Origin of the sequence: Kribbella sp. NPDC026611, assembly GCF_040638345.1 — a bacterium.
In the GTDB taxonomy this organism is placed as follows: Bacteria; Actinomycetota; Actinomycetes; order Propionibacteriales; family Kribbellaceae; genus Kribbella.
On sequence record NZ_JBEZYC010000004.1, the window covers coordinates 315,886 to 332,743 of the forward strand.

14 protein-coding genes are annotated in these 16,858 nt (G+C 69.4%); 9 read left to right on the plus strand and 5 right to left on the minus strand.

Annotated features, from left to right (window positions below):
* Nucleotides 1–60: 60 nt before the first annotated feature.
* Both acnA and AB0E69_RS18605 read left to right on the plus strand, forming a co-directional pair.
* Nucleotides 61–2,835 carry an aconitate hydratase AcnA gene (acnA, locus tag AB0E69_RS18600; RefSeq protein WP_360146820.1) on the plus strand — a complete coding sequence of 925 codons (2,775 nt, stop codon included), beginning with the start codon at nucleotides 61–63 and terminating at the stop codon, nucleotides 2,833–2,835.
* Complete coding sequence (locus AB0E69_RS18605) at nucleotides 2,832–3,062, plus strand: cold shock domain-containing protein (protein WP_360146823.1); 231 nt, start codon at nucleotides 2,832–2,834, stop codon at nucleotides 3,060–3,062. Before acnA ends, AB0E69_RS18605 begins: the two co-directional genes overlap by 4 nt.
* Nucleotides 3,063–3,071: 9 nt before the next feature.
* On the opposite strand, the gene AB0E69_RS18610 is transcribed toward AB0E69_RS18605, so the two are convergent.
* Nucleotides 3,072–4,055 carry a hypothetical protein gene (locus AB0E69_RS18610; protein WP_360146826.1) on the minus strand — a complete coding sequence of 328 codons (984 nt, stop codon included), beginning with the start codon at nucleotides 4,053–4,055 and terminating at the stop codon, nucleotides 3,072–3,074.
* A 102-nt stretch (nucleotides 4,056–4,157) separates the two neighbouring features.
* Here AB0E69_RS18610 and AB0E69_RS18615 point away from each other — a divergent pair, with 102 nt between their 5' ends.
* Together AB0E69_RS18615 and AB0E69_RS18620 are read left to right on the plus strand one after the other, a co-directional pair.
* Complete coding sequence (locus AB0E69_RS18615; RefSeq protein WP_360146829.1) at nucleotides 4,158–4,718, plus strand: HEAT repeat domain-containing protein; 561 nt, start codon at nucleotides 4,158–4,160, stop codon at nucleotides 4,716–4,718.
* Nucleotides 4,699–5,214, plus strand: a complete 516-nt coding sequence (locus AB0E69_RS18620; RefSeq protein ID WP_360146832.1) for a GNAT family N-acetyltransferase — start codon at nucleotides 4,699–4,701, stop codon at nucleotides 5,212–5,214. Before AB0E69_RS18615 ends, AB0E69_RS18620 begins: the two co-directional genes overlap by 20 nt.
* On the opposite strand, the gene AB0E69_RS18625 is transcribed toward AB0E69_RS18620, so the two are convergent.
* A complete protein-coding gene (locus AB0E69_RS18625) occupies nucleotides 5,211–5,621 on the minus strand; it encodes an HIT family protein (RefSeq protein ID WP_360146835.1) in 411 nt (136 codons plus the stop codon). The two genes, AB0E69_RS18620 and AB0E69_RS18625, sit on opposite strands and share 4 nt — an antisense overlap.
* 4 nt (nucleotides 5,622–5,625) lie before the next feature.
* Nucleotides 5,626–7,533 carry a Na+/H+ antiporter gene (locus tag AB0E69_RS18630; protein WP_360146838.1) on the minus strand — a complete coding sequence of 636 codons (1,908 nt, stop codon included), beginning with the start codon at nucleotides 7,531–7,533 and terminating at the stop codon, nucleotides 5,626–5,628.
* A 131-nt stretch (nucleotides 7,534–7,664) separates the two neighbouring features.
* Between AB0E69_RS18630 and AB0E69_RS18635 the strand changes: the two genes are divergently transcribed.
* Nucleotides 7,665–9,173 (plus strand): CocE/NonD family hydrolase, encoded by a 1,509-nt coding sequence (locus AB0E69_RS18635; protein WP_360146841.1) that lies wholly within the window; start codon nucleotides 7,665–7,667, stop codon nucleotides 9,171–9,173.
* Here the strand turns inward: AB0E69_RS18635 and AB0E69_RS18640 are convergent.
* Both AB0E69_RS18640 and AB0E69_RS18645 read right to left on the minus strand, forming a co-directional pair.
* Entirely contained in the window at nucleotides 9,170–9,664 is a 495-nt protein-coding gene (locus tag AB0E69_RS18640; RefSeq protein ID WP_360146844.1) for a DUF402 domain-containing protein, read from the minus strand. The two genes, AB0E69_RS18635 and AB0E69_RS18640, sit on opposite strands and share 4 nt — an antisense overlap.
* Nucleotides 9,665–9,902: 238 nt before the next feature.
* Complete coding sequence (locus AB0E69_RS18645) at nucleotides 9,903–10,427, minus strand: DUF402 domain-containing protein (protein WP_360146847.1); 525 nt, start codon at nucleotides 10,425–10,427, stop codon at nucleotides 9,903–9,905.
* Nucleotides 10,428–10,584: 157 nt separating this feature from the next.
* On the opposite strand from AB0E69_RS18645, the gene dxs reads away from it, so the two are divergent.
* The 4 genes from dxs to AB0E69_RS18665 all read left to right on the plus strand — a co-directional run bounded on the left by dxs (nucleotide 10,585) and on the right by AB0E69_RS18665 (nucleotide 16,846).
* Entirely contained in the window at nucleotides 10,585–12,459 is a 1,875-nt protein-coding gene (gene dxs / locus AB0E69_RS18650) for a 1-deoxy-D-xylulose-5-phosphate synthase (RefSeq protein WP_360146850.1), read from the plus strand.
* A 10-nt stretch (nucleotides 12,460–12,469) separates the two neighbouring features.
* Complete coding sequence (locus AB0E69_RS18655; protein WP_360146853.1) at nucleotides 12,470–13,804, plus strand: hypothetical protein; 1,335 nt, start codon at nucleotides 12,470–12,472, stop codon at nucleotides 13,802–13,804.
* A 99-nt stretch (nucleotides 13,805–13,903) separates the two neighbouring features.
* A complete protein-coding gene (locus tag AB0E69_RS18660) occupies nucleotides 13,904–15,277 on the plus strand; it encodes a hypothetical protein (protein ID WP_360146856.1) in 1,374 nt (457 codons plus the stop codon).
* Between the two features lie 87 nt (nucleotides 15,278–15,364).
* Nucleotides 15,365–16,846, plus strand: coding sequence for an amino acid permease (locus AB0E69_RS18665; RefSeq protein WP_360146859.1), 1,482 nt, complete (start codon nucleotides 15,365–15,367; stop codon nucleotides 16,844–16,846).
* The last annotated feature ends 12 nt before the right edge of the window (nucleotides 16,847–16,858 follow it).

Sequence of the window (16,858 nt, forward strand, 5' to 3'; positions counted from 1 at the left end):
CCGGGCAGGCCCCTCGGCAGGATGGGCACAGCGGACACGGACGGACAGAGGAGCAGGTTGATGGCGAGCGTCGACAGCTTCGGTGCCAAGGGGGCACTCGAGGTCAACGGGCAGTCGTACGAGATCTTCAGGTTGGCGGGCATCGAGGGTGCGGACACGCTGCCGTACTCGCTGAAGGTCCTGCTCGAGAACCTGCTGCGGACCGAGGACGGCGCGAACATCACCGCCGACCACATCCGCAAGCTCGGCAGCTGGGACCAGAACGCGGCCCCCGACACCGAGATCCAGTTCACCCCGGCCCGGGTGATCATGCAGGACTTCACCGGCGTCCCGTGCGTCGTCGACCTGGCCACGATGCGCGAGGCGGTCGGCGAGCTCGGCGGTGACCCGACCAAGATCAACCCGCTGGCGCCGGCCGAGCTCGTCATCGACCACTCGGTCATCATCGACGTCTTCGGCCGCCAGGACGCGTTCGAGCGCAACGTCGAGTTCGAGTACGAGCGCAACCGCGAGCGGTACCAGTTCCTGCGCTGGGGCCAGACCGCGTTCGACGAGTTCAAGGTCGTCCCGCCGGGCACCGGCATCGTGCACCAGGTGAACATCGAGCACCTGGCCCGCACGGTGATGGTCCGCAACGGCCAGGCGTACCCCGATACCTGCGTCGGCACCGACAGCCACACCACGATGGTGAACGGCCTCGGCGTGCTCGGCTGGGGCGTCGGCGGGATCGAGGCCGAGGCCGCGATGCTCGGCCAGCCGGTCAGCATGCTGATCCCGAAGGTCGTCGGCTTCAAGCTCACCGGCGCGGTCCCGGCCGGCGCGACCGCCACCGACGTCGTGCTGACGATCACCCAGATGCTGCGCAAGCACGGTGTGGTCGGCAAGTTCGTCGAGTTCTACGGCGACGGCGTCGCCGCGGTGCCGCTGGCCAACCGCGCCACGATCGGCAACATGAGCCCGGAGTTCGGCTCCACCTGCGCGATCTTCCCGATCGACGACGTGACGCTCGACTACCTGCGGCTGACCGGTCGCTCGGACGACGACGTCGCGCTGGTCGAGGCGTACGCGAAGGAGCAGGGCCTCTGGCACGACCCGGCCGTCGAGCCGCGGTTCTCGGAGTACCTCGAGCTCGATCTGTCGACGGTCGTGCCGTCGATCGCCGGCCCGAAGCGTCCGCAGGACCGGATCGAGCTGAGCAAGGCCAAGGAGTCGTTCCGCGGCGTGCTCGGTGACTACGCGACCGAGGAGCTCGACGTCGACCCTTCGGAGCTCGGCAGCTTCCCGGGCAGCGACGCGCCGAACGGGCACGGCCATCCCGACGACAACCCGCACGTGGTGCAGGGTGCCAAGGACCGGCCGTCGAAGAAGACCACGGTCAGCCTCGACGGCCAGGAGATCGAGCTCGACCACGGCCACGTGGTGATCGCGAGCATCACCTCCTGCACCAACACCTCCAACCCGTCGGTGATGCTGGCCGCCGCGCTGCTGGCGAAGAACGCGGTCGACAAGGGTCTGGCGTCGAAGCCGTGGGTGAAGACGTCGCTCGCACCGGGGTCGAAGGTCGTCACCGACTACTACGAGAAGGCCGGCGTCACGCCGTACCTCGAGAAGCTCGGCTTCCACCTGGTCGGCTACGGCTGTACGACGTGCATCGGGAACTCGGGCCCGCTGCCCGAGCCGATCTCGGCCGGCGTCCAGGAAGCGGACCTGGCGGTCGTGAGCGTGCTGTCCGGCAACCGGAACTTCGAGGGCCGGATCAACCCGGACGTGAAGATGAACTACCTGGCCAGCCCGCCGCTGGTGATCGCGTACGCGCTCGCCGGGACGATGGACTTCGACTTCGAGACCGACGCCCTGGGCCAGGATCAGGACGGCAACGACGTGTTCCTGAAGGACATCTGGCCGACCGCCGAGGACGTCGAGGCGACGATCGCGTCGTCGATCAACAAGGAGATGTTCACCAAGGACTACGCGGACGTGTTCGCCGGTGACGAGCGCTGGCAGTCGCTGCCGACGCCCGAGGGCAAGACGTTCGCCTGGGACGCCGACTCGACGTACGTGCGGAAGCCTCCGTACTTCGAGGGCATGGCCAAGGACCCGTCGCCGGTGACCGACATCGCCGGGGCGCGGGTGCTGGCCAAGCTGGGCGACTCGGTCACCACCGACCACATCTCGCCGGCCGGCTCGATCAAGGCCGACAGCCCGGCGGGGACGTACCTGGCCGACCACGGTGTCGCGCGCAAGGACTTCAACTCGTACGGTTCCCGCCGGGGCAACCACGAGGTGATGATCCGCGGTACGTTCGCCAACATCCGGCTCCGCAACCAGATCGCGCCGGGCACCGAGGGCGGCTTCACCCGCGACTTCACCAAGCCCGACGCGCCGGTGACGAGCATCTACGACGCGGCCCAGGCGTACGCCGAAGCCGGTACGCCGCTGGTGATCCTGGCCGGCAAGGAGTACGGCTCGGGCTCGTCCCGTGACTGGGCGGCCAAGGGTACGGCGCTGCTCGGCGCGAAGGCCGTGATCACCGAGTCGTTCGAGCGCATCCACCGGTCGAACCTGATCGGCATGGGGGTCCTCCCGCTGCAGTACCCGGAGGGCGAGACCGCGGAGTCGCTCGGCCTGACCGGCGAGGAGACCTTCTACATCACCGGCGTCACCGCGCTGAACGACGGCGACGTCCCGCGCACGGTGCACGTCAAGGCGACCTCCCCGGACGGTGCGGAGACGGAGTTCGACGCGGTCGTCCGCATCGACACCCCCGGCGAGGCCGACTACTACCGCAACGGCGGCATCCTGCAGTACGTCCTGCGGTCGCTGATCGCGGGATGAACCGGCGCACCGGTGCGGACGACGCCGTCGTCCGCACCTGGTCCGACGAGGAGGGCTGGGGCGTCCTGGACTGCCCCAGCACTCCTGGCGGCTGCTGGACGCACTACTCGGTGATCGAGGCCGACGGATTCCGCTCACTCACGCCTGGCACCACCGTCCACTTGCGCTGGGAACACCCCGGCCAGGACGGCTACGCCTACCGCGCAACCTGGGCCAAGACTCTGTAGCTGAAGTGGCTACTTGCCCGTCTGGTGCTCGGGGCGCTCGGGCGTGGGGCGCACTGCCGGAGCCGTGCTGGTTGTGGTCGGCGTACCTGTAGGCGATACCTGCGGGCCGAGGAGTTCGTCCGGCGTCAGCTCGCGGGTGGCCGACGCCGCGGACCTGGGCTCGGGCCGGGGGTTCAGGTCGAGTCCGGCGGAGGCGACTATTCCTGCTGCTCTTCCGGCGCCGGCGAGGAGGCCGCCGGTGTCCCGGCCGATCTCGTAGCCGCGGCTGGTTGCGGTCAGGTCCTCGCGACCGGGCGGCGTGCCCAGCCGCGCCCACTGGCGACCGGCGGCGCGGTGCTCCTCCATCAGATTGAGGTCCCGGCCATGCAGTTTCATCGCGTCGAGTAGTCCGGGACGCTGCGCCTCGGCGACCATCACGATCGCGCTCACCCAGCGATTGGTCTTCTCGCTCCGCAGTACCTCGTCGAACACTTCCTCGCGCGGCCGGTCACAGGCCTCGGTGAGGCGATCGACCAACCCACGGGCCGCGGCGGCGTACGCCGTCGACGTCACCTCGGTCGACGTGGTGAGGTGCGGCAGCCCGTTCTCGGCCATGACGGCTGCGGTGATCTCCTGCGCCCGTTGCTCCGCCAGCGCACGGTCGAGACCGCCGTAATTGGCCGGCAACGCCTGATCCAGCGGCTGGTTCGGCCGTGACGTCAGACCGGTCGGACCGGCCATCCGCAGCGCCTCCCGCACCACGTCGTACGACGCAGCTCGCGACGCCGACAGGTCGTGCTCGCGCAGGGCTCCCAGCACGTGCCGCGGGTGCACGTGGATCGTGCCGTCCAGATCCACTCGGCTGCGCGTGCTGCTCAGCGTGCGGAGCAGAGCGATCTGGCCGTTCCACCACTGCGTTTGCGTCGCTCCGACCGCTCGATGGGCGGACCGAATCAGCCCGGCGACCCGCCGGTAGTCGTCCGACGACGGGTCGAGCAGACGTCCGCCGGCCATCCGTCCACCTCCTCGAAGCTCCTCGAAGCTGAGCTGCGAGCGTAATGACGGCGCGGGGTCAGGGAGATCGAAACTGTCGGTGCGAGCCGCTTTACTGAGCGCATGGCCACCGAGCGGGAGAAACCCCGGGACGTGATCCTCGCCGCGACCGCGAAGTACGGCGAGGACACGGTGATCGACTGGTGCATCGCGTTCCTGACCGGCGAGATCGACGGCGAGGCGGCGTACGGCGCCGAGTTGCCGAAGCTGGTGGCGATCACCGGGAGCAGCAACCCGGGCGGTTGGAAGACGCCGGTGGATCCGGTGAACTACTACTGGGTGCGGGTGTGGGCGGCGCGGGCGTTCCTGTACGTCTGGCGGGACGACGTGGTGGATGCGCTGACCGTTGCCGCGGGCGACGAGGCGTGGCGGGTCCGGGAGCACGTGGCCCGCATTACCGCGCAGCGCGAGCTGGGGCAGCTCGTCGAGCTGCTGCTGCCGATGCTCGAGCACGAGCTGCCGCGGGTTCGGGCGGCGGCAGTGCGGGCCGTCGGAGCCGCGGGGGAGTTCGAGCACGCCGAGGCGATCCGGCCGCTGGCGGACGATCCTGATCAGGCCGTGCGTGCGGCTGTCGAGCGGGCTTTGGCTCAGCTGGAGGAGCGACTTGACCGACCTGTCCACTGATATCACCGTGCGTCCGGCGACCACCGACGACGGTCAAACGGTCGGCGAGATCCACGCGGCTTCGTGGGCGGCGGCGTACGCTCCGCTCTTCCCGGAGAAGGTGGCCCGCAGTGGGATCGAGAGTCGACTCGGCCGCTGGCACGAGCGGCTCGCGTCCGCGAACGGCCTGGTCATGCTCGGCTTCGTCGGCGAGCGGCCGCTGGCGATGTCGTGGTCGATGCCGTCCGAGACCCGTCCCGGCCTCGCCGAGATCTACAGCTTCTACACGCACCCCGACGGCTGGGGCAGCGGCGTCTCCATGGCCTTGATGGACGGCACCCTCGAGCAGCTCAAAGCGCAAGGTTTCGACCGCGTCCACCTCTGGACCCTGCGCGACACCCCGCAATCCCGCCGCTTCTACGTCAAGTGCGGCTTCACCGAGACCGGCACCACGCAGACCCGCGACTTCGGCGACGGCGTCCCGCTGGCCCAGGTCGAGTACGAGCGGACTCTCTAGAGCGCCGCCCGCAGCTTCCCGGCGTACTCCGCGGCCTCGGCGTCGTCGGCGTACTTCGTCCGCGGCCAGAAGAACCCGCGCAGCCCGTCGCCCTTGGTTCGCGGTACGACGTGGACGTGCAGGTGCGGCACGGACTGCGACACCACGTTGTTGACGGCAACGAACGACCCCTGCGCGTCGAACGCCGTACGCACCGCGGCCGCCACCGACCGGGCCGCGCCGAAGAACGGGACCATCAGCTCGTCCGGCAGCTCGACCAGCGTGTCGATATGCGCGCGCGGCACGATCAGCGTGTGCCCCTTGAACACCGGCCGGATGTCGAGGAAGCCCACGACCTCCGGGGTATCCAGCACGAGCTGCGCCGGCGTCGTACCGGCAATGATGGAGCAGAAGAGACAGTCCGCCATCTCGTCAACCTAGCTTCTCGTCGACGAAGCACCAACGCCAGTTCTCGCCCGGCTCGAAACTGCGCATCACCGGATGCTTCGTGTCGTCGAAGTGCAGGCTCGCGTGCTTCGCCGGCGACGAGTCGCAGCAGCCGACGTGGCCGCAGCCCAGGCAGAGCCGCAGGTGGACCCAGGTGCCGCCGTCGGCCAGGCACTCCTCGCAGCCGTCGGGCGTCTTCGGCGTGACCACGATCGGCGCCTGGTCGAGGTGCTCGCACGCGCCACCCGGCGTCGTCTTCGGCCGCAGGTCCTCCGAGCGCCCACCGACGTCGTCGTCCTCGTCGCGGTCGAGGATCGACTCCTCGATGTCGAGCGCGGACTGGGCCCGCTGCAGTACTTCGTCGGCGACCAGCCCGGCGTCGCGCACCTTGAGGATGTGCGACCGCTCGGCCTCCAGCATCGCGATCCGCAACCGCCGGTACGCCTCGCTCGGCGTCTCGTACTCGCTCTCCGGCCGCCCGAGCCGCTCCCAGGCCGCCTGCGCCCGCGCCTCACCACGCTGCCGCAGTATGTCGAGCACTGCAGGCGGGTCGGACGGCGTAGTGATCTCGTCGAGCTTCTCGATCGCGGCCCGGTGCGCACCCTGGAGTACGGCGGCCTCCTGCAGCGCGTCCTCCGCTGGGTCGGGGCCGGGCAGCCTCAGCCGCCGGACCACCCACGGCAGCGTCGAGCCCTGGACGAGGAGCGTGCCCGCGGTCACGGCCAGCGCAATGAACACGAGGACCTCGCGGTGCGGGGTGTCCTCGGGCAGCGTGAAGACCGCGGCGAGCGTGACCACACCGCGCATCCCGGCCCAGGACACGACGATGAGCGCCGGGAACGAGACCGGCCCCGGCCGCGACGGGCCGAGGACGCGCCGGGACAGCAGCGTGGTCGGGATGATCCAGATCGGCCGCAGCAGCACGACCGCCGCGAACACCGCGATGGTCGCCATGGCGATCAGCCAGGCCGGCAACGGGCTCCCGCGGAGATCGTCGAGAATCCACCGGGTCTGCAGGCCGATCAGCAGGAAGACCGTGTTCTCCAGCAGGAACTGGAACGTGCGCCAGTTGGTGCGCTCCGACATCCGCGACTTCGCCGACTGGATGATCGGCGCCTTGTGCCCGAGCAGCAGGCCGGTCACGACCACGGCGAGCACGCCGGACGCGTGCACGTAGTGGTTCTCGGCCGCGATGTAGGCGACGAACGGCGCGGTCAGGCTGAGCGTGGTGTCGAGCACCGGGTCGGTGAACCGCCGCCGGATCTTGGCCAGCAGGATCGCGACGATCAGCCCGATCAGGACCCCGCCGCCGGCCGCGCGGAGGAAGTCCAGGCCGACGTGCAGCACGGTTGGCGTCACCGCGGCGGCAGCGATCGCCGTCCGGAGACAGACCAGGGCGGTCGCGTCGTTCAGCAGGCTCTCGCCCTCGAGGATCGTGACCACGCGGCGGGGGAGGCCGACGCGCTTGGCGATCGCGGTGGCCGCGACGGCGTCCGGCGGGGCGACGACGGCGCCGATCGCGAAGGCGGCCCAGAACGGAAGGGGCTGCTGGCCGAGGCCTTCGGCGACCGCGCCGAGCAGCCACCAGGCGACCACGCCGACACCGAGGGCGGTGAACGCGACCAGGCCGACGGACAGCAGGCCGATCGAGCGGCGGTGCTTGGTGAAGTCGAGCAGGCTGGTCTTGATCGCGGCGGAGTACAGCAGCGGCGGCAGGAAGCCGACCAGCACGACCTCCGGCGCCAGCTCGACGCGCGGGATGAACGGGAGGTACGACGCGGCGATCCCGATGACCACCAGGAACAGGGGAGCCGAGATCCCTAGCCGCCGGGCCAGCGCGGCTCCGGCCGCGACCACGGCGACGAGGGCCACGACCTCGATCGCGATATGCACGGGCACAGTGTCGCAGCGCGGTGCCGATTTCGCCGCGCTGGTTCGCCGTGGGCTGAGCCGAGAGCTGTCCTCGGGCAGGTGGGTCGGTTAACGTGTGCGCAGCGAGGTTCGTCGATCACCGGGAGTGACTGATGCGTCGTCGGATGGCTGCACTGGCTGGAGTGGTCGCGGTTCTCTCATCGGCCCTGACGGCGGTGCCCGCGTCGGCCGCTACGGAGGTGAACGGCTGCGTCGCGTCCGTCCCGGAGCCGGGTACGACGACACCGGTGAAGATCTGCTACTCGCTCTTCAGGCCGGCCGGGGCCTCGGCCGCGCACACCGTGCCGCTGATCTTCCACAGCCACGGTTGGGGCGGCAGCCGGACCAAGGACCCGGCCGCGTTCAAGGCGTGGCTCGACGCGGGGTTCGGGGTGCTGAGCTTCGACCAGCGGAGCTTCGGCGAGAGTACGGGCGTCGCGCACGTGATGAACCCGGACTTCGAGGGGCGCGACGTGGTCAAGCTCGTCGACCTGGTCGCCGGGCTGGACTGGGTGACCCAGCAGCGGCCGGGCGATCCGCTGATCGGCGCGATCGGTGGGTCGTACGGCGGCGGATACCAGTTCGCGGGCGCGTTCACCGAGCTGCGCGACCGCGGCCGGACACGCTTCGATGCCCTGGCGCCGGAGATCACGTGGTGGGACCTGAAGCAGAGCCTGGCGCCGGCCGAAGCCGCGCGGACGCTGTGGCTGTCGATCCTGTTCGCGGGTGGCGGGACGCATCTGCCGCCCGCGGTGTCGGCCGGGTTCGTGACGTTGATCGCGACCGGGGCGTGGCCGGCCGGGAAGGCCGGGCGGGACCTGACCGCGTTCTTCGCGCACAACGGTCCCGCGTGGCACGTGGCCCAAGGGCGGAAGCTCGACATCCCGGTGCTGCTCGGGCAGGGCATCTCGGACAACCTGTTCAACCTCAACCAGGGGCTGGCGAACTTCGATCGCGCGCTGACAGCTCAGGCGCGGGCGAAGTCGCTGTTCATCGGCTACAACGGCGGCCACACGCTGCCGGCCGTCGTACCACCTGGCTTCGCGACGCCGGGTGATCCGTGCTCGATCGCGCTCGGCTCACCTGACTTCTCCGGCCTGGCGATCCGCTTCATGAAGCTCCGGCTGCTCGGCAGTCGGACCGGTTTGTCCGGTTTCGGCACCTACCACCTGTCCACCGCGAATGGTCGTTGCCTGACGCAACGAAGCCTGTCGCCGAACCGGACCTTCAAGCTCGGCAAGATCGCGATCCCGACCGGCGTCGGGCTGCCCCTCAACCTCAAACTGGCCAAAGGCCCGATCACCGTCGCTGGCACGCCTCACCTCACCGCCAACGTCTACACCGTCGTCCCACAGTCCGCGGCGTACTTCGCGCTGAGCGTCGGCACCAACCCGCTGACCGCCAAGGTCGTGCAGAACAACACGATGCCGCTCCGCGAGAAGCACGCGGCCAGGGGAGTGCGGCGGACGATCGAGCTGCCCGCGATCGCCGTCGACGTACCGGCCGGCCAGAACCTCTACCTGACCGTCGCGCCACTGGCCGACATGTACGCCGGTCAGCGCGGCCCGATCCCCGGCGCGCTACTGCTGAAGCACGGCGTCCTCACGGTCCACGCCGGCTAGCGGATCTTGTCGAGGTACGTCTTGTAGACGGTCAGGAACGGCTCCTCGGTCGCCACCGCACCGACCAGCCAGTCGCACGTCGACTGGGCCGTCGCGATCACGTCGGCCGGGTAGCCGTACTTCACCTGGTGCTCCGCGAACTCGTCCTCGTCGTCCACGAACACGGTCCCGTCCCGCCGCTTGATCACGTCGAGGTCGAGATCGATCATCGTGACCACGTCCTCGGAGAACTCCACCGGCGTGGTGATGTCCGCGTAGATCTCGGTGAACCGCGGCGGATCGTTGAAGATCGCCGTGAACCACTGGTCCCGCGGAAACAACTGCACGTGCGCCTGCTCCTGGGTCACCACCAGCTCGTTCCCGCGCTGCGACACGGCCCCCGCCTGCGCGCCCAGCCAGACGCCGTACTCGTCCTCCCCGAGTAACCGCATCCACTGGTGCCAGTGCAACGTCTCATCGAACTTCCGATACACCACCCGGACATCGCGCATACCCGAAACCTATCGTTCCCGGGGTCCGGGGCGGCGGGTGACGCAAGTCGCCGCAGGCCCCAGCAGGTCCCGACTGCTGAACTGCAGGAAGCTGCAACTTTGCTCTGGGGAGTGGACTCGTTGCGCTGGGCGACGGAGGATGTCCTGGTGCCCGGCGTTTGCCCGGCCACGCTGATCGGCCCTTGCCGGCTCAGGGGGGCTCCTAGCCGGTGGGGGCCGGTTGACGTCTGGAGAGCGTTTACAGCGAGCGGATCCGTTCCAGGTAGGGCTTGTAGGCGGTGGTGAAGGGCTCGGAGCGCGTGATCGCGGTGGCGAGGTGGTTGCAGGTGGCCTGGGCCGTGGCGATGATCTGGGGTGGGTAGCTGTAGCGGAGCTGATGGGCCTCGAACTCGTCTTCGTCCATGACGCGGACCGAGCCGTCGCGCATCAGGCGGATGTCCAGGTCCAGGTCGACCAGCGTCACGGAGTCGACGCCGAACTCGGCCGGCATCGTGATGTCGCAGTAGATGGCCGTCTGGTGCGGCGTGTCGTTGAAGAGGGCGCTCCACCACTGGCCGCGCGGGAAGAGTCGGACGCGATGGTGGTCGATGGTGGTCCAGCTGCCGTCCGCGCGCTGCCCGCGCGTGCCCGGCACGGAGCCGACCCAGAGGCCGTGCTCGTCCTCACCCAGGCGGACGGCTTCGACCAGGCGGTGCGGCTGCCCGTCGTACTTCAGGAACAGCGTCTTCACCATTCGCGCATCGACGTCCTCACCGGCTCCCACGCCGCTACTCTAAGTGAGACGCACTTCACTTCGAACCAGCGACTCCCGCTCGGCGTCTTGGAGTGTGAGATTGGTCAGGGGGCCGTTGCCCGGTTCGGATTCGGGGCACGGGGTGCATAGACTCAAGCATTCGAGGAAGACCCGCGGGAGGAGCTCGATGCGCGTGCTGGAGACGGTCGCAGGGCCGGCGGACCTGAAGAAGCTGACCGGTCAGCAGCTCACCGATCTCGCGGCGGAGATCCGGGACGTCCTGGTGGAGACCGTGTCCCGGACCGGCGGTCACCTCGGGCCGAACCTCGGCATGGTGGAGATCACCCTCGCCATGCACCGGGTCTTCGACTCGCCGCGGGACCGGTTCGTCTTCGACACCGGCCATCAGACCTACGTCCACAAGCTCGTCACCGGCCGCGCACCGAAGTTCGACACGCTGCGCCAGCAGGGCGGCCTGTCCGGCTACCCGAGCCAGGCCGAGTCCGAGCACGACATCGTCGAGAACAGCCACGCCTCGACCAGCCTGTCGTACGCCGACGGCCTCGCCAAGGCGTACCGGCTGCGCAAGGAGGACCGCCATGTGGTCGCCCTGATCGGCGACGGCGGCCTCACCGGCGGCATGGCCTGGGAGGCGCTGAACAACATCGCCGCCGCCCAGGACCTCAAGCTGGTCATCATCGTCAACGACAACGGTCGCTCGTACAGCCCGACCGTCGGCGGCCTGGCCACGCACCTGACCAGCCTGCGCACCAACCCGCGGTACGAGAAGATCCTCGACCTGATCAAGAAGAACCTCGGCCGCACGCCGTACGTCGGCCCGCCGATGTACGAGGTGCTGCACGGCGTCAAGAAGGGCCTGAAGGACATGCTCGCCCCGCAGGGCATGTTCGAGGACCTCGGCCTCAAGTACGTCGGTCCGGTGGACGGGCACGACCGCCAGGCGCTCGAGGACGCGCTGCGGAACGCGAAGGCCTTCGGCGGCCCGGTGATCGTGCACGCGGTGACCCAGAAGGGCTTCGGGTACGCCGCCGCCGAGCAGGACGAGGAGGACAACTTCCACCAGATCCGCCCGGCGAACAAGCCGCGCGGCTGGACCGACGTGTTCTCCGACGAGCTGGTCCGGATCGGCCACCGCCGCCCGGACGTGGTCGCGATCACCGCGGCGATGCTGCACCCGACCGGTCTCGCGCAGTTCGCGGAGGCCTTCCCGGACCGGACCTTCGACGTCGGCATCGCCGAGCAGCACGCGGTCACGTCCGCGGCCGGTCTCGCGATGGGCGGCATGCACCCGGTCGTAGGCCTCTACGCGACCTTTCTGAACCGCGCCTTCGACCAGTTGCTGCTGGACGTCGCCCTGCACAAGTGCGGCGTGACCTTCGTGCTCGACCGCGCCGGCGTGACCGGCGACGACGGCGCCAGCCACAACGGCATGTGGGACATGTCGATCCTGCAGGTCGTCCCGGGCCTCCGCCTGGCCGCGCCCCGCGACGGCAAGCGCGTCGAGGAGTTGCTGAACGAGGCGATCGACGTCGACGACGCCCCGACCGTGCTGCGGTACGCGAAGGGCGAGGTGTTCCCGGACATCGAGGCGATCGACCGCGTCGGCGGCAGCGACATCCTGAAGCGTTCCGGTACGGACGTTCTGCTCGTCGGGATCGGCTCGATGGCCGCCACCGCGATGGACGTCGCCCGGCGGCTGGAGGCCCAGGGCTTCGGCGTCACTGTCGTCGACCCGCGCTGGGTGAAGCCGGTCGACCCGAAGCTGGTCGAGCTGGCGACGAAGTTCAAGCTGGTCGTCACGATCGAGGACAACGGCCGGGCCGGTGGTTGCGGCTCGATGATCGCCCAGGCGCTCCGCGATGCGGGTGTCTCCACGCCGGTCCGCGACTTCGGCATCCCGCAGCAGTTCCTCGAGCACGCCAAGCGCCCGGCCGTCCTGCAGGAGATCGGCCTCACCGGGCAGGAACTGGCCCGCGACATCACCGAACTGATCGCCGGCCGCCAGGGCGCGGACGTGACCGAGCCCGCCGGCAACGCCTAAGGTCCGAGCCGTGGTAGAGGGGGGAGGGCGGCACAGCCGCCACGCCGCGGTACGGCGCCGTACGCGAGCGTGGCCGTTTCTCCTTGCCTTCGTCCTGGTAGCGGTCGCCGTGACCGGCGGCCTTGCCCTCCACCGCTCGACCGAGGCCGCGGACAAAGACAGCCCGAGCGACACCACCCCCAGCGTCGACCTCGCCGCCCGCGCCACCGCCGTCGACAACGTCCTGAAGCGCCGCGCGCAGGCCGTCCTGACCGGCGACGAGAAGGCGTTCCTCGCCGACGTCAACCCGGCCGACACCAAGCTGGTCACCCGGCAGCGGACCCTGTTCGCCAACCTCCGCGAGTTCGGCTTCGCGAAGCTCGCGTACCAGCAGCTCGCGCAGCAGTACGACGACGCGATCACCCGCAAGCACGGCCCCTCGACGTACCTGGTCGCGATCGCGATGACGTACCAGATCCGCGGTATCGACCTGGTCCCCGTCCGGGCGATGCTCGGCTACACGTTCACGAAGACGGCGAGCGGCATCTGGATGCTGGTGTCCGACAGCGACCTCGATACGCGGCTCCCGAAGGGCTCGCACGAAGAGGCCTGGGACATGGGTGCCGTGCTCGTCAAACGTGCGCCGCGTGTCCTGGTGGTCGTCGAGAAGGGGCAGGACCAGCTCGCGACCAAGCTCGTCGGCATGGCCGGTAGCGCGGTGAAGGCGGTCAGCAAGAGCTGGCCCGGTGGCTGGAACGGCTCCGGCGTGGTGATCGCGCTCGACGACAAGGTGGTCCGCGGCGCCGACTACACCCAGCCCAAGAACGCCGAGGACGCGCTCGCGATGGCGACGTTCGTCTACCGCACGTTGCCCGGCGAGGTCACCGGTGCGGGCGAGCGGGCCGACTCGTACGTCGTGATCAACCCGAACAACCGGGCCAAGGTCGACGCCCGCACGCTGGCCCACGAGTTCACCCACGTCGCGACCGCGCCGTACGGTCCGTTCGCACCGCGGTGGATGGTCGAGGGCGCCGCGACGTACGTCGAGTTCCTGCCGATGGACGGAGAGCAGGACCTCGCGCTGACGAGGTACCGCCAGGACGTCCGGACGAAGTATCTGGCCACGGCGAAGGCGCTGCCGCCGGACGCGACCTTCTTCGACCAGGCCGACAGCTCGTACCCGCTGTCCTGGCTGGCCGTCGACTACCTCTTCACCCGGTACGGCGGGGTCGAGGTCGGCACGCTGTACCGCGAGCTGGCCGCGCTCGGCACCTCGCAGCAGGAGCGGGACCGGATCATGCTCGAGCACCTCGGCCTGACCGAGGCCACCCTCTTCAAGGCCCTCAAGACCGCCGCCTCGGCCTGACGGCTGCTGTATCGGCTGCTGTATACCGCACGCTTCCGGCGCGGTCGAGTAGGGTACGGGCTTGCAACTGACCGGGTACTCGGAGGGGAACGACCCGAAGTGAGTGCGACCACCCCGGGCGGCGGAACTTCCGGCGCCCAGGCCCCGCCCCCTGGGCCCCGCCGCTGGCCGGGCCTGCTGCTGGCGGTCGCCCTGGTGTCGGGTGGCGTGGGCTACACGGTCGAGGACCGGAAGAACGACGCCGAGGCGCGCACGGTCGCGACCCAGGCGCCGAAGCAGGACCCGCCGAAGTCCACCCGGCCGTCGCGCATCAGCCAGGCTGTGGCGGCCCGGAAAGTTGCCGTCGACTCCATCCTCATCCGCCGCGCGCAAGCCGTTCAGACCGGCAACGAGGCGCTGTTCCTGGCCGATGTGGACCCGGCCGACAAGAAGCTTCGCGCGGCGCAGAAGATCCTGTTCGCGAACCTGGTCGAGATCGGCTTCGGTGAGCTCGGGTACAGCCAGGCCGAGGAGCGGATCAACCAGACCGCGGTGCAGGCGCACGGGCCGTCGACGTACCTCGTGCGGGTGCTGATGCGGTACCAGATCCCGAAGGTCGACATCACCCCGGTGACGACCGAGCTCGGCTATACCTTCATCACCCGGCACGGGCACTGGGTGCTCGCGGACGACGACGACCTGGACGGCGAGCTCGGCCCGGGTGCGCACCGGGAGGCCTGGGACCTCGGCCGGATCGAGGTGCACCGCGGCCCGCGGGTGCTGGTCGTGGTCGAGAAGGGCGACACCAAGCGCGCGCAGCGGATCGCCGCGGCCGCGAACGAGGGGCTCGCCGAGGTCACGGCGTACTGGCCGCGGAAGTGGCGCGGCTCGGTGTTCGTGATCGCGCTCGACGAGACCGAGGTCCGGGACGCTCGGTTCGCCGACGAGGACATCGAGTCGGCCGCCAGCACCGGCTCCACGTTCTCGTCGCTGCCGGGTCAGGACACCGCGGACGGCACGGTCGCCGGCGGCTACATCGCGATCAACCCGAACGAGCGCGACCGGGTCGACGAGATCCTGCTGTCGCACGAGATCACCCACGTCGCGACCGCCGACCTCGGCGGGTACGAACCGCTCTGGCTGGCCGAAGGGTCGGCCGAGTACGTCTCCTGGAGCGGGATCGAGGCGATCAGCGGATCGGGCGAGGTCGGCAAGTGGGAGCAGGAGGTGATCGACGAGGCGCTGCCGCAGATGACCGCGCTGCCGACCGATCTCGGCTTCTACGAGAGCAACGCGGACGTGTACGGCGTGAGCTGGCTCGCCGTCCGGTACCTCGTCCAGCGGATCGGGATCGGCAACGTCGAGGCGCTGTACGAGGACATGGCCGCGCACGGCACCGATCAGGGATCGCGCGACCGGATCCTGCTCAGCCGGGCCGGACTGACCGAGGCGACCCTCTGGACGGCGCTGGCAACGTACCGGCCGCAACGCTGAGTGGCGGTTTGACCTCGTCGCGTCAGAGAGGCAAAGTCGAAGGGTTCCGTCCCTGCCTTTGGGTAAGGCACAGTCGAGGAGGCGCTGATGAGTCTTGTCCGGAAGAAGACGATCGAGCAGTCGATCGCCGACACCGACGAACCCGAGTACCAGCTCAAGAAACGCCTCACCGCCATCGACCTGACGGTCTTCGGCATCGGCGTCATCATCGGCGCCGGCATCTTCACCCTGACCGGGCGGGCCGCCAAGCTGTACGCCGGTCCGGGCATCGCACTGTCCTTCGTCCTGGCCGCCGTCTGCTGTGCGCTGGCCGCCCTCTGCTACGCCGAGTTCTCGTCCACCGTGCCGGTGTCGGGATCGGCGTACACGTTCTCGTACTTCTCCCTCGGTGAGATCTTTGCCTGGATCATCGGCTGGGACCTGCTGCTCGAGCTGATGCTCGGCGCCAGCGTGGTGTCGCAGGGCTGGTCGACGTACGCGAAGTTGTTCCTCGACGAGATAGGCCTGGGCTGGCCGGACTCGATCGGCCCGGACAGCCACGTCAACGTGCTCGCGATGCTGCTCGTCCTGGTGCTCGCGACGCTGGCGACGATCGGCATCAAGGAGTCGCTGCGGGTCAACCTGGTGCTGGTCGGGATCAAGCTGTTCGTGGTGCTGTTCGTGATCGTGGCCGGCCTGTTCTACATCAAGGGCTCGAACCTGACCCCGTTCATCCCGCCGAGCCAGCCGGCCGCGGGCGGCGGCGTCGAGCTGACCACGCCGCTGTTCCAGGCGATCTTCGGCTTCACCCCGTCGACGTTCGGCGTGATGGGCCTGGTCTCCGGTGCGTCGCTGGTGTTCTTCGCGTTCATCGGCTTCGACGTGGTCGCGACCACCGCCGAGGAGGCGCAGAACCCGCAGCGCGACCTGCCGCGCGGCATCATCGGCTCGCTGGCGATCTGCACCGTGCTCTACGTGCTGGTCTGCGTCGTGATCACCGGCATGGTGAAGTACTCCGACATCAATGGTGAGGCGGCGCTCGCCGAGGCGTTCCGGTCGGTCGGCCGGGGTGGCTTCGCGACGCTGATCTCGGCGGGCGCGGTCGCCGGTCTGACCACGGTCGTGCTGACGCTGATGATCGGTGCGGCCCGCGTCGTGTTCGCGATGAGCCGCGACCACCTGATGCCCCGGCAGCTCGGCAAGACGCACCCGAAGTGGGGTACGCCGTACCGGCTGACGATCGGGATCGGCATCGTCGTCGCGATCATCGCCGGCGTGACCCCGATCGGGAAGCTCGAGGAGATGGTGAACATCGGCACGCTGGCCGCGTTCACGCTGGTCTCGATCGCCGTACCGCTGCTGCGGAAGAGCCGCCCGGACATCGAGCGCTCCTTCCGGGTGCCGGGCAACCCGGTGATCCCGATCCTGGCCGCGGTCATCTGTGTGTACCTGATGCTGAACCTGTCGCTGGAGACCTGGCTGCGGTTCGCGATCTGGATGGTGCTCGGCTTCGTCCTCTACGCGCTCTACGGCTACCGGAAGAGCCGGGTCGGCATCGAGCAGCGCACCGGCCAGGCGCAGAAGGCCTGAACCGGGCCCTCG